12 protein-coding genes are annotated in these 12,631 nt (G+C 40.6%); 8 read left to right on the top strand and 4 right to left on the bottom strand.

Annotated features, from left to right (window positions below):
• Positions 1-40 precede the first annotated feature (40 nt).
• A complete protein-coding gene (rnhB, locus tag HMPREF2696_RS04110) occupies positions 41-634 on the bottom strand; it encodes a ribonuclease HII (RefSeq protein WP_039861927.1) in 594 nt (197 codons plus the stop codon).
• Positions 635-788: 154 nt separating this feature from the next.
• Here rnhB and HMPREF2696_RS04105 point away from each other — a divergent pair, with 154 nt between their 5' ends.
• Positions 789-1,919, top strand: a complete 1,131-nt coding sequence (locus HMPREF2696_RS04105) for an FUSC family protein (RefSeq protein WP_039861887.1) — start codon at positions 789-791, stop codon at positions 1,917-1,919.
• Positions 1,920-2,646: 727 nt separating this feature from the next.
• On the opposite strand, the gene HMPREF2696_RS04100 is transcribed toward HMPREF2696_RS04105, so the two are convergent.
• The 3 genes from HMPREF2696_RS04100 to HMPREF2696_RS04095 all read right to left on the bottom strand — a co-directional run bounded on the left by HMPREF2696_RS04100 (position 2,647) and on the right by HMPREF2696_RS04095 (position 5,957).
• The gene (locus tag HMPREF2696_RS04100) at positions 2,647-4,125 is read right to left on the bottom strand and encodes a YfjI family protein (RefSeq protein ID WP_070587925.1); all 1,479 of its coding nucleotides are present in this window, start codon (positions 4,123-4,125) and stop codon (positions 2,647-2,649) included.
• Complete coding sequence (locus HMPREF2696_RS11205) at positions 4,115-4,378, bottom strand: helix-turn-helix transcriptional regulator (RefSeq protein ID WP_083299270.1); 264 nt, start codon at positions 4,376-4,378, stop codon at positions 4,115-4,117. Before HMPREF2696_RS11205 ends, HMPREF2696_RS04100 begins: the two co-directional genes overlap by 11 nt.
• Before the next feature lie 199 nt (positions 4,379-4,577).
• Positions 4,578-5,957, bottom strand: a complete 1,380-nt coding sequence (locus tag HMPREF2696_RS04095; RefSeq protein ID WP_141746349.1) for a hypothetical protein — start codon at positions 5,955-5,957, stop codon at positions 4,578-4,580.
• A 104-nt stretch (positions 5,958-6,061) separates the two neighbouring features.
• On the opposite strand from HMPREF2696_RS04095, the gene HMPREF2696_RS04090 reads away from it, so the two are divergent.
• The 7 genes from HMPREF2696_RS04090 (at position 6,062) to HMPREF2696_RS04060 (ending at position 12,621) form a co-directional block, all read left to right on the top strand.
• The gene (locus HMPREF2696_RS04090; protein WP_070587921.1) at positions 6,062-6,382 is read left to right on the top strand and encodes a hypothetical protein; all 321 of its coding nucleotides are present in this window, start codon (positions 6,062-6,064) and stop codon (positions 6,380-6,382) included.
• A gap of 9 nt (positions 6,383-6,391) precedes the next feature.
• Entirely contained in the window at positions 6,392-7,363 is a 972-nt protein-coding gene (locus HMPREF2696_RS04085) for a DUF932 domain-containing protein (protein WP_070587919.1), read from the top strand.
• Between the two features lie 108 nt (positions 7,364-7,471).
• The gene (locus tag HMPREF2696_RS04080) at positions 7,472-8,482 is read left to right on the top strand and encodes a YqaJ viral recombinase family nuclease (protein ID WP_070587917.1); all 1,011 of its coding nucleotides are present in this window, start codon (positions 7,472-7,474) and stop codon (positions 8,480-8,482) included.
• A 50-nt stretch (positions 8,483-8,532) separates the two neighbouring features.
• A complete protein-coding gene (locus HMPREF2696_RS04075; protein WP_070587915.1) occupies positions 8,533-9,411 on the top strand; it encodes a recombination directionality factor in 879 nt (292 codons plus the stop codon).
• 286 nt (positions 9,412-9,697) lie between these two features.
• Positions 9,698-10,498 carry a YagK/YfjJ domain-containing protein gene (locus HMPREF2696_RS04070; RefSeq protein WP_070587913.1) on the top strand — a complete coding sequence of 267 codons (801 nt, stop codon included), beginning with the start codon at positions 9,698-9,700 and terminating at the stop codon, positions 10,496-10,498.
• Positions 10,499-10,762: 264 nt separating this feature from the next.
• Positions 10,763-11,365, top strand: coding sequence for a LexA family protein (locus HMPREF2696_RS04065; RefSeq protein WP_070588052.1), 603 nt, complete (start codon positions 10,763-10,765; stop codon positions 11,363-11,365).
• On the top strand, positions 11,365-12,621 hold the full coding sequence (locus tag HMPREF2696_RS04060; RefSeq protein ID WP_070587911.1) for a Y-family DNA polymerase: 1,257 nt from the start codon (positions 11,365-11,367) through the stop codon (positions 12,619-12,621). The genes HMPREF2696_RS04065 and HMPREF2696_RS04060 overlap by 1 nt, the downstream gene beginning before the upstream one ends.
• Positions 12,622-12,631 lie beyond the last annotated feature (10 nt).

Below are 12,631 nucleotides of genomic sequence, written 5' to 3'. Positions count from 1 at the left end.
AGGCCGTCTGAAATCTTTCAGACGGCCTTTTGATATGCTTTCATTCTTCAAACAGATTGCCTTGTGCCAATAAGGTTTTGACCGGTGCGAAATTGCGGCGGTGTTCCGGCAAGACGCCGTATTGTTTCAACGCGGCCAAATGTTGCGCCGTACCGTAGCCTTTGTGGCGGTCAAACCCGTATTGCGGATAGCGTTTCGCCAATTCATACATTTCCGCATCACGCGCGGTTTTGGCCAAAACCGAAGCGGCGGAGATTTCAATAATTTTGCTGTCGCCTTTGACCACGGCTTCGGCAGGAACATTCAAATCTTTCGGCACGCGGTTGCCGTCTATCCACACTTTGTCGGGAGTGACCGACAGCCCCTCGACTGCGCGCTTCATCGCGGCCATGGTTGCGTGCAGGATGTTCAGTTGCAGGATTTCGTCAGGATCGGCAAAGGCAATGCTCCACGCAACCGCCTGTTCCTTAATCATCTGCGCCAACATATCGCGCTTTTTTTCGCTCAGTTTTTTTGAGTCGGTCAAACCCGGCAAGTCAAAATGTTCCGGCAAAATCACTGCCGCCGCAAATACGCTGCCGACCAAAGGGCCGCGTCCCGCTTCGTCCACGCCTGCGCTTAAAACCGTCGCCATTTCTTCACCACCTGTCTGATTCAAAGCCGCCATTATATCCGCTTGCGGCAGATAAAATCCGCAATAGGACAAGCCGTTGGGGAGCAGTTAAAATTTCATCTGCTTTACCAATCAGTTATAATTTACATCCCCACATACTGATACGTCTTACAACATGCCTGCCCAATCCGAACGCCTCCATTTTTCCGAACGCTGGCTCAACGCCTACGAACGCTACCGCTATCGCCGCCATATCCACGCCTTCCGCCTCGGCTTGGCAATCGTGTTCTCCACCCTGTTGGCGAAAGTCTTCCACCTGCAACACGGCGAGTGGATCGGCATGACCGTCTTTGTCGTCCTCGGCATGCTGCAATTCCAAGGCGCGATTTACTCCAAAGCGGTCGAACGCATGCTCGGCACGGCCATCGGTTTGGGTGTTGGGTTGACCGTTTTATGGTTGAACCAACATTATTTGCAAGACGACGTTTTCTTCTATCTGATTATCGGTGCCGCCAGCGCAGTGGCCGGTTGGTCTGCGGTCGGCAAAAACGGCTATGTCGCCATGCTTGCCGGTTTGACCATGTGCATGCTCATCGGCGACAGCAGCCACCACTGGCTCGACAGCGGCCTGATGCGCGCCATGAACGTTTTGATTGGTGCCGCCATCGCCATTGCCGCCGCCAAACTCCTGCCCCTGCGCTCCACCCTGATGTGGCGCTTCATGCTTGCCGACAACCTCACCGACTGCGCCAAAATGATTGCCGAAATCAGCAACGGCAAGCGCATGACGCGCGAGCGCTTGGAGCAAAACATGATTAAAATGCGCAAAATCAACGCCCGCATGGTCAAAAGCCGCAGCCATCTGGCCGCAACATCCGGCGAAAGCCACATCAGCAACAATATGATGGAAGCCATGCAACATGCCCACCGCAAAATCGTCACCACCACCGAGCTGCTCCTGACCACCGCCGCCAAACTGCGCGCGCCCACGCTCAACGAAAGCGAAATCCGCCTGCTCGACCGCCATTTCAACCAACTCCAACGCGAACTGCGCCTGACCGTACGTCTCATCAAAGGCCACTACGCCCGCCGCATCCGCATCGATACTTCGCTCAATACCGAACTAAGCAAACCGGCCGCCCGCCTGCATTACGACTGGCAAGGCTTCCTCTGGCTCAGTACCAATATGCGTAACGAAATCGCCGCATTGGTGATCCTGTTGCAACGTTCGCGCAATAAATGGTTGGACAAAAAAGAATTGCAACGCCTGAAAGAATACCTGCGTAACGATACCGATCCGGAGTAACAATAGGCCGTCTGAAAAACGCAAACCCAAAATAAAAGACAAAAACGAATTAGCCGCCGATAACATCGGCCAATAAAAAAGGCCGTCTGAAACCCAATGGTTCAGACGGCCTTTCAATCAATCCAAGCAACAATAAATACCGCATAAAGCAAAATCCCCTGCGATTGCAGGGGATTTTTATATTTGGTTGCGGGAGCAGGATTCACAAAACTATATAACCGAATGTATTTAAAGTATATTTTCAGTCAAGCTCTTAAAGATACCAACAAATGTACCAACAAAACTTGTAGAGCTACATCAAATCAATTCTGTTTACTATTTCCAACATTGGATTCAACTATACCAATAATATCATATGGCCTCAACCATTTAGTTAATAAACATGAGATTTTTCAAAGTTACCAACGTATACCATAAAAAGTCGAATTACTAGTTTCCCACATATAAATTTGCCCCTCCAAGCATCACGATGATCGGTCGGTAGGATCCTAATAATTGATATTACCTCCTGTTTGAGTAGATAGTGCCGACATATTAAATTCTTGGTTTATGCTTAACAAGAGATTGAATAAAAAATGAATGTAGTTGGACACTATTGGATAGTGCATAATTATGACGTTCAAACAGAATTGAGCATCGGTTTGAACATGATTGAAAAACTTCAGACATAAAGTATGGCTAAAACGGCGAATATCGCCGTTTTAGCCATTAGTATGTTAATTGTAAATTAACAAGAAGGATAATACCCAGGTGGGTAGACATGTCCATTTTCTACAAACCATTTGTGACCAAACCAATAAATGTGTGGTTTTTCATTTGGTCTATAATATAGATAGCCATGTCTCACAAGCTCATCAATTGCGATTTGTGCCAAAACAGCTTTACGAATTAACCGTGGACCATTTCTACAGATAGTCTGCTTCTCTATACCTGGGAAAGGATTTTGTGGATTATAGGTTCTGGCAAGATATTGAAATAAGGATTGAGCGTACTCAAAACGCACCTGCTCTTCTGACTTCTCGCCAAATAATCGGAGTGACTCTTCCAAATAGTATCCCATAAGCGTAATAGCCGATCCCAGTATCGATTCCGAAATTTTTCTCGTTGCTTCCTCGTTTTCATCACCATAAAGATAAAAATGAAACAGAGCCGCAATTCTAGAAGCGTTATTCATAAATTTGCTTACTACATCTTTGACGCTTTGGTACTTTCCTGTTTCCGAAATGTTTGCTTCAAGATCATTAGCTGCATCGAACCACAGCCTTTTGGCTGACTCATCAAATTCTAAACAGATGATTTTCTGCTCCTGTGTACAGGTGCTTGAAAATTGACACAGCTGTTTCATCCTTGTATTGAAGTCTTCTAAATCGAAATTGATAAATGACTCACTTATACTCCGAAAACCTTGTGTGCTTTGTGGATAGCACACCAACATACGGGCTAATAACCCACTACCTCGAATCATATTTTCCTTCTTAACTATTGCCTCCGTGAACAGGTCTGGTTGCACAGAAAAAGAGCAACTTAAAATATTATCGACGTCATAAGAGCCAGATTGACGGTCAACATGAATTTTCTCACCATCCCAAAGTGTATTAAGCAATGAAGTATGTTTGGTTGTCATGTTTTTTAGAACACTCCCAGCTTCAGTCGTTACATACAAGCCTCCTACTTTCGATTGGCCTAATTGAAAAGTCAGAGCCTCAATTGTGGCGTCATCAAACACAATTCTACTTATTTGTTCTTCAGTTGGTTTCTCCGATTCAAGTTCCCTAAGTTTGGCACTATAAACATCGATGTTACCCGCGTCATTTTGATTAATCGCTTTCTTCAGCTTTTTCATGAGCTCAGAATAGCGCAAATCCCAAACAGTCTGCTTACTCTTATTACTAAAAATAATCTGTTGATTCATAACACTTAATTCGTTATCAAACCGTCTGATACCCTTCATAAATAGATTTAAGGTACTGGTTTTACGCTCTCCTGAATCAGCAATAGTGCAAACATACAGGTTGCTTGGGATAGTCATTCCTATAGGCAACCTCACTTTGACAAAGGACTGCATAGCAGTTGACAACGCTGTCAGCATAGAAGAAACAACTATCGGCATAGGCGATTGAATTTGGTTTTGCACACTTCTAGCAAGATTGCTTAACTTGGGGTGTAAACAAAGATGTAATTTAGATTCGTGGAAGTTAGCATTCATTTTTCGCTCCCTTCGTACGTGAATCAAAGCGTTGTGCTTTTAATGCTTCAAGCCATTCTTCCACTTCCTCTCTTACCCAACGATTGGTTCTCTCACCAAGTTTAATGGGCCGCGGAAAAGTCGAATCATAATACCTACTTTTAGGATTAAGACGATCATAAATGCCGGTCCTTGAAAGTGGTACAAGTTTAAGTAAATCTGATAATTTAATCAGATTTGGATTTTGTTGTGCTTCTTTAAAACTATTAAGCATACTAAGCTCCCAAAGTAGATTTCAAATACTCCAGATGTTTTCTGGATAACCATGGAGCTATTGTGCAAATTTAAGAAAAAAAAAATAGGACAAAACTGTTCAGAATTATCCTAATACTAAGGTCGAAATTGCGAATTACCTACCTTTTTATAACCATTTCCTTAATGAATACAAAAGGTTATTCTTTATTGTTATTCACCTAAAACAGGAACCAAGAGTGATCTTTCAATTTATTTACCATATCCGACTCACGTTGATATATATGTTTATTGGCAGATTGCATTGCCTTTGTTAAATCAGAATAATTATCAATATTAAAATTGTCAGAACTAGCCTTAACATATGTTTCACAGAGCAACTTCAGAAAATCACTCATTCCAGCATTATTTGATTTTTTATTAAATTGTAAATTTTTTTTCTTCTTTACTAATGAAACTAAAAATGCCAACCGTTTATCTTTATTTATACTTAAAAAATCTGAGAATTTTTCCCTTATACATTTATTGACTGTCTCCTTGTCAACTGTTGGATTTTTCTCAAGTATCTTTATGATTTCAAATATATTTCTTAAATTTTCTGGGAACTTGTCAATTTCATCCGTACTGAAATTAAAATTCGACTCCAACCTTTCCTTAGAGATTTTTTCTTCAATGGATTTCAAATCTGATTTTAAAATGTACAAATCTTTAAAATCTATATCAAAACCCGCTTTGAAATTAACCTCTAATATATCGCTTTTAAAGTAATTAATAGCTTCCCTATCCGGAATACCATTCCAGTATTTAGTTTTAGGTATAAATTTATCTTTTTGATCACAAAAAAGATAATAATTATTTGTATAAAAACTCTCAAGATTAGCTTCAACTAAAATTTTATTTAGAATGTTAGATACTAAATCTATTTTTTTATCTATATTGTTAAAATACTTAGAAATAAGGCGGGGAAATAAACTTGTTTCCCTAATAAAATTTTCTATATCACTCAAGGAAGCAACATCATTAAAGCTATCTATAAATATGTTACGTATACTCTTTCTTAAAAGTGAATGATTATTTAATTTAAGTGATATATCTTCTATTGTACTGTTCTCTTTTTTTAAAAATTTTATAATTTCAAACTCATTGCTGTATAAAATAATATTTTCTTCATATTCTTGCCTTATCTCATCCGTAAATTGATAGCTATATAAATCTAGTGATTGACCACATACTGCAATCATCATTGGTGTATCTATATTTGGATAATCTAACCCGTCTAGAACATTAGCATGACTAAAAGAAAAGCATGCTCTAGAATCATGGAAAAGGGCTGTTTTGAAAAAACTCAATTTTTTTAGAAAATCATCCTGATATGTTCCTTGTGGCATTCTATTGTCAATATACTTTAGACATATATCAATAGGGGCTATTCTTTTGATATATATTCCTTTTCTCTCCCTAGAGGATTTGTTACCTACTTTAAAATATAAGGGTATATTGAGATATTCTATATTTTTAATGAACTCACTTCCTTTAATCTTATCGTCTACTATTTCTCCAACTTTAATAAACTCATTTACCTGACGCAAATTACTATCCATAATAATCTCCATATTCTATTTTTTTTCAAACATATATTACTAACTTGAAATATCCAAGTAGCTTGCATAGCTGCTTTTTCCATTTTTATATCAAGGAGTTTTATATGTCAATTCAATGTCCTAATTGTAGCTCGTACCATGTCATCGAGCGTAAGATTGGTAAAACCGTTGGCGCACGTATTGGTGCTGTCAGCGGAGGAATTTTGGGAGCTTCAGGAGCTTGGACTGGTGCAGAAACTGGTGCTGTGGTAGGCGCAGCATTCGGGCCAGTTGGCTTAATAACTGGCTCAATTGCTGGAGCTTTGTTTGGTGGTTTGGTAGGTTCAGTTTCAGGCAGTATTGCTGGTAGCAAGGTTGGGGAACAGTTAGATGGTTCTGTTTTGGACCTTTATCGCTGTTTAGACTGTGACACAGAATTCAATTAAGGGGGCATCATGGCTCATGATATTCAGACAATGGCCTATACAGGCAAAGCACCGTGGCACAACTTAGGCAATCATTTGCCTGAGAAACAACCTATCGAAGTATGGGCAAAGGCTGCAGGGATGGATTGGAGAATCCAGGAATCAACTGTGCGCTATGATGTTGATATGCCTGAGTTGAGTCAACAATCCCTAATTATGCCTTTTGAGGACCACAAGGTTCTGTTTCGTTCTGATAACAAGCAACCCTTGTCTGTGGTAAGCAAACGTTATCAGGTAGTGCAACCACAGGAGGTTTTAGAGTTCTATCGTGATTTAACCGAGCAGGCAGGCTATGAGTTGGAAACAGCAGGTGTCTTAAAATCAGGACGCAAGTTTTGGGCTCTAGCACGAACAGGTAAGGAAGCTGTTTTAAAAGGCAATGATGTGGTTAAAGGCTATCTTCTCTTGGCTACGTCATGTGATGGTACTCTGGCTACAACCGCCACACCGACAACTATCCGTGTAGTTTGTGCCAATACGCTTGCGGTTGCTTTAAATGGTACTTCTACCTCGATTAAAGTACCACATAGTACAAACTTTGATGCTGAAGATGTTAAACGCAGATTAGGCATGGCAATAACTGGCTGGGATTCGTTTATGTACCGCATGAAAATGCTGTCAGAACGTAAAATCAAAAACCATGAAGCCATGCATTTCTTTATGCGGGTACTCTGTAACTCTGACAATCTCAAAACAGGTGCAGGCTTAACTAATGAACGCGCTCTAGCTAAGGTTCAAGACCTGTACAACGGTCATGGTCGTGGGATGCAGGTCAGCGCTACCAAAGATACCGCGTGGGGTTTGTTATGTGCCATGACTGAGTATGTAGACCATGAACGACGTGCTCGCTCTAACGAATATCGTTTAGATAGTGCATGGTTTGGTCAAGGGGCGGCTCTTAAACAACGCGCTTTAGACCATGCTCTTGAACTGGTCGCATAAGTCGTCTGTTGTTCAGTTGGCCTCTCTTTTACCTTAAATCAAACTAATAAAGCCCTTGTATCCCAAAGGATACAGGGGCTTTATTTTTGTATAGAAAGGAATTTTTAAATGAATACTTTAGTAGCTCAAACCAAAGCTTCTCATCATGCTAAACCCCTCCGTTTGGTAGAAACCAAACAGATGGAACGTGATAAATGGCTTGCTGTTCGTCAATCGGGTATTGGCGGTTCTGATGCAGCAGCTGCAATTGGGTTGAATCCCTACAAATCCCCTTTGGCACTGTGGATGGAAAAAACAGGCCGAGGGGAAATGTTGCCACAGATTGATATTGAGGATGATACCCAGCCTGTTTATTGGGGGACTATCCTAGAACCGATTGTTGCTAAACATTACAGTAAACGTACTGGCAATAAGGTACGTCGGGTTAATGCCGTACTTCAGCATCCGACCATTCCCTTTATGCTGGCTAATCTTGACCGTGAAATTGTCGGAAACACTGACGTACAAATCTTGGAGTGTAAAACTGCAGGAATGAATGGAGCAAAACTATGGAAGGACGGTATACCTGACTATGTCCAAGTTCAGGTTATGCATCAATTGGCGGTAACTGGCAAACAGACTGCTGATGTGGCTGTTCTGATTTGTGGCCAAGATTTGCAGATTCATCGTATTGAACGTGATGAAACTATGATTGAAAACCTGATTAAGCTGGAGCGTCAATTTTGGTATTACGTTGAAAACGATATCGCTCCACCAGCTGATGGCTCTATGTCAGCAGAGCAGGCTCTCCGTTGTCTATTTCCAAATGATGACGGTGAGGTTGTTGATTTAACTGCTGATGCAGATTTGAATCATGTGTTTGATGACTTGCAAGAAACCCGGCAACTACTGAAGTCTATCCATGCAGACGAAGCCAAAATGCAGCAACGGTTGATTCAGGCAATGGGTACAGCTGCTCACGCAAAGTTTCGAAATGGCTCGATCAGCTATAAACGTAGCAAGGACAGCATGGTTTTAGATAGTAAACGTATGGCTGCTGAAAACCCTGATTTGGCTCTTCAATACCAAATCCTGAAAGCTGGCAATCGTCGCTTCTTACTCAGTAATAAAACCGCATAAACCAACAGACGGCCTGACGGTCGTCTGTTTTTATTCAAAAAGGAATCACTATGTTAAAAGGACTCGCATTAACACCGCCTGTCATTGGTCGTATCAGCATTGGTAAAGTCGAAGAGAAGAACGGTAAAAATGTACCCGTTAAAGATGATGAGTTTACCATTACTACCCAAGTACAAAAGCATGGCAAATGGATACCACATCCGATTAATGAACAACTGCGTAAAGCCAATGAAAAGCTCCGTTCCATCCCGGTAATGCTGCTTTTTGATGACCCCGATTTAAATTTACGTGCCCAATACAGTTTGTTTGACCGACAAACAGGTCGCCCGATCTGTGTTGGTAATGGCGAATCCTGTAAGCGTACCACTCCTGAAGGGGTTAAATCAGAATACTGCCCTAGTCCCAATTCCTGCCCGATAGGTGCAAATGGTCAATGCAAACCTTATGGTCGTCTGAATGTACGAATCGGTGAGGATGATGAAGTGGGTAGTTTTATCTTCAGAACCACAGGGTTTAACAGCATTCGTACATTGGCATCTCGACTGCATTATTTCTCTGCTTTATCAGGCAAGAAACTGTCCACTCTGCCTCTAGAGCTCAAGCTACGTAGCAAATCAACCACGATGTCTTTTCGTACACCAATTTACTATGTGGATTTGGTCATCCGGGAGGGAATGACTCTGAATCAAGCCATCAATGAAGCTCATAAAACCTACGAAGAGCGTATTCAAGCTGGTTTTAAGCAGGAAGCTTTAGATGAAGCCGCTCGAAACGGTTTTGCTGCGGGAGCATTTGAAGAAAATGAGGAAGACGGCGTAGCGATTGTTGAAGAGTTCTACCCTGAAAAAACCGCCATTTCGGTACGGGAAGGTTCTCAATCTGCCATTACTTTGGCTGAAAAGATTGCGGAGAAAGCAGCTAATACCTAATTTAAGAAAGCACTATGCACAATTGCATGGTGCTTTTTTAAAACAAATAGATTCAATTTTTTTTGTTTAGGTAAAGGATATGAATAGAAATAACTGTGTACCTCCACGATATTTCCGATTCAGCAACTATATCGACCTTTTCCGTTTTTTAAACCACGAAAAATCAATGAGTTTCCATCATCTGATTTTAGGTTTTTAAATGTTATTGAATTATTAATATTAATAACAGTAAAGCGATAGCTCAGGTTGATACCTACTTAACCTAAATCACGAAGGACAAACCAATATGCATAATACAAGACCCATTCTTCCTAAAATTCAGTCGGAACACCTCAAATTGAATCAACCACATCCTGATTTCTTCAGTAAGGATTATGTATTTAACAAAGACCATGAAATTGCAATCAACTCATTGATTAGTAATTTATTCTCTTCATACTCCAAGATTCTACCTATCAGAGTAGATTTCTATGTCAAAAAAGAGTTTACCGATAAGCATGGTTATTTTGACCTAAGATTTTGGCTAACTAAGTTTCGTAACAATATCCGTAAGAACAAGCTGTTTGAACATTACATTACCTATATCAGCAAAATAGAGTATGCACCTTTGACAGGTTGGCATTGTCATATGGTCTTATTCTTTAATGGACAGAGGGTACAAAATGACATCATTTATGCAAATAGTATCTGTCGTTATTGGGAAAATGTGATTACAAAAGGTATAGGACGAGCATACAGTTCTAATTTGGCTCGTATGAATGAAAACACATGGCAATCTGAAGATATAGAGAATGAACGGTATATCTTGGGTCTGGTCATTGGATATTCGGATCATGATAATATCAATAAACTCAGACAGATTTGCTATTACCTTGCTAAGGAAACACAGTCGGATTTGCAACAACAGAAATATTTACCTAAACACATGCGGGCCTTTAATACAGGTCATGTTCCTTTAGGTAATGCAGACCGAACTATCCCAAGAGGACGAAAGAGAACGCATCTTTATCCCCAGAATCCAGAAAGAAGCCGTGCTTTGGAAGAAATGAGAAGAAAAGGGACTATCAGCTATAAAAATCGATATTAAATTCTAAATAAAACTCGGTTAGATGATAATAATATCAGTTGGTGTAGTTCAGAATTTAGTATCATCCTATCTTATAGTGATGAATGGACAAATAGAATGGAACAAATAAAGGGAAGAAGGTTATTTTTCACCCCTTTAATGAACCTACAGGAAAGCACCTTGGATACATTTCACTAATCGGATAAGCTCAATAAAATCTTACTTTACACCATGATCAAAACAAGCTATCTTGAAATCTGTAACTTTAATCAAGATAGCTTTTTTATGAGTAAAAATCTAGGAACACATGGTGGAGCCAGGAAAGGTGCAGGACGTAAGAAGACTGGAATAGAAACAATAGTCAAAAGAATCCCTGTCATTATTGAGGCACGCGTAAATGAGATGATTGAAGCATTGTCTGATGAGATACCTCGTAGCACATGCTTACCACTAGATGCAATGCCAATAGACGCTTCTCATTCTGATATTTCAATCCCGCTAGGTGTAGAAAGAATTCCAGCCGGCTTCCCTTCCCCTGCTCAAAGTTATATTGAGGATACACTCAATTTTAATGAATACCTGATTAGTAATCCCTCTGCAACGTTTGCAGTACGAAGCGGTGGACTATCCATGCTTGATGCCGGGATAAATAAAGATGATATTCTAGTTATAGACCGTTCTGTTCCATTCAAACATGGTGATATTGTCATGGCTGATTTGGGTAATGAATTCACGATTAAAAGGTTGGTTAAAACTAAAGCAGGTTTTGAGCTTCATTCTGAAAATGCTTCAGGAGAATATCCTAATTTCATTCCCAAAGAGGGAGACAACTGGAGCATTGTAGGTGTCGTAACGTTTGTTTTAAAAGATGTTAGGACAGGCAAGTAATGTATGCCCTTATTGATGGAAACAGCTTTTATTGTTCATGTGAAAGGGTTTTCCGGCCTGATTTAAAAAATGTGCCAATTGTGGTGTTATCCAATAATGATGGCTGTGTGGTGGCACGCTCACGTGAGGCAAAAGCACTAGGCATCAAAATGGGAGTACCTTATTTTCAGATAAAGCATTTGGTCCGACAAGGATATTTGAAAGCATATTCGTCAAATTACGAGCTATATGCTGATTTATCGCGAAGAATGATGAATACAATTGCCTCACTTGTACCAGAAATCGAAGTTTATTCGATAGATGAATGCTTTGCTGATATGCGAGGATTGAATCGGCTTGCACAGAGTGGATTAGAAATTAAAGAGCGTGTCTTGCAATGGGTCGGCATACCTACATGTGTTGGTATTGCCCCCACAAAGACATTAGCCAAATTTTCAAATCATCTCGCAAAACGCTATCCTAGACATTTCAATGGTGTAGTAGTCTGGGATGATTGGTCCGCAGAAATTCAAACCCGTGCCTTACGCAGCGAACCGGTATCTGAAATCTGGGGAATTGGGAGAAAATTATCAGCTCATTTAGCCCAACAGAATATTCAGACGGCCTATGATTTCGTTAAGGCTGATACACAGACACTGAGAGCAAGATACGGCGTTACTGTTGAACGAATACAGAGGGAAATGCAAGGTATTCCATGTGTGGAATTTGAACCCATCCCCCCTGTTAAAAAACAACTCATTCGTAGCCGTAGCTTTGGAAAGCCCGTTCAAGATATAGATACTCTCAGCTCAGCACTTACACATCATGTTTCATCAGCAGCAGAGGCATTACGCAAGGAACATACCGTAGCAAATACAATTGCCGTGTTCATCCACACAAACCGATTTAAAGAAGAGCCACAATATTCCAATTACCGTATCATGGCTCTCGTAAAAGGCAGCTCTGATACGATGGAATTAAACAGACTTGCTCAACATCTTTTAAAACACATATACCGTGCAGGCTATAACTACAAAAAGTGTGGTGTAGAATTGTCTGGTATAGAGAATGAGACCGTTGAGCAACTGGACTTTTGGCATTCAGAAAACACCACAAGAAGCAAAGCCATGATGATGTGTTGGGATGATTTAACCCAACGCTTTGGCAGAGGAAGCCTTAAGTTAGGTAGTGAGCTATATAGTGAAGACTGGAAAATGACACGAGATAATCTTAGCCCATGTTTTACGACTAGAATAGAGGATTTGATAGTCGTATAGAAAAAGCATT

The sequence above is a fragment of the Neisseria sp. HMSC058F07 genome (assembly GCF_001810035.1).
Taxonomy (GTDB): domain Bacteria; phylum Pseudomonadota; class Gammaproteobacteria; order Burkholderiales; family Neisseriaceae; genus Neisseria; species Neisseria perflava.
Note: the sequence above shows the minus strand (reverse complement) of the source record. Positions and strands in the feature narration are given on the sequence as shown.

Bases quoted from the DNA above. Each gene is read 5' to 3' on its own strand.
- HMPREF2696_RS04100 (WP_070587925.1), bottom strand. From the start codon at position 4,125: ATGAATGCTAACTTCCACGAATCTAAATTACATCTTTGTTTACACCCC.
- HMPREF2696_RS04080 (WP_070587917.1), top strand. From the start codon at position 7,472: ATGAATACTTTAGTAGCTCAAACCAAAGCTTCTCATCATGCTAAACCC.
- HMPREF2696_RS04085 (WP_070587919.1), top strand. From the start codon at position 6,392: ATGGCTCATGATATTCAGACAATGGCCTATACAGGCAAAGCACCGTGG.
- HMPREF2696_RS04090 (WP_070587921.1), top strand. From the start codon at position 6,062: ATGTCAATTCAATGTCCTAATTGTAGCTCGTACCATGTCATCGAGCGT.
- HMPREF2696_RS04065 (WP_070588052.1), top strand. From the start codon at position 10,763: ATGAGTAAAAATCTAGGAACACATGGTGGAGCCAGGAAAGGTGCAGGA.
- HMPREF2696_RS11205 (WP_083299270.1), bottom strand. From the start codon at position 4,378: ATGCTTAATAGTTTTAAAGAAGCACAACAAAATCCAAATCTGATTAAA.
- HMPREF2696_RS04095 (WP_141746349.1), bottom strand. From the start codon at position 5,957: ATGGATAGTAATTTGCGTCAGGTAAATGAGTTTATTAAAGTTGGAGAA.
- HMPREF2696_RS04075 (WP_070587915.1), top strand. From the start codon at position 8,533: ATGTTAAAAGGACTCGCATTAACACCGCCTGTCATTGGTCGTATCAGC.
- HMPREF2696_RS04070 (WP_070587913.1), top strand. From the start codon at position 9,698: ATGCATAATACAAGACCCATTCTTCCTAAAATTCAGTCGGAACACCTC.
- rnhB (WP_039861927.1), bottom strand. From the start codon at position 634: ATGGCGACGGTTTTAAGCGCAGGCGTGGACGAAGCGGGACGCGGCCCT.
- HMPREF2696_RS04060 (WP_070587911.1), top strand. From the start codon at position 11,365: ATGTATGCCCTTATTGATGGAAACAGCTTTTATTGTTCATGTGAAAGG.
- HMPREF2696_RS04105 (WP_039861887.1), top strand. From the start codon at position 789: ATGCCTGCCCAATCCGAACGCCTCCATTTTTCCGAACGCTGGCTCAAC.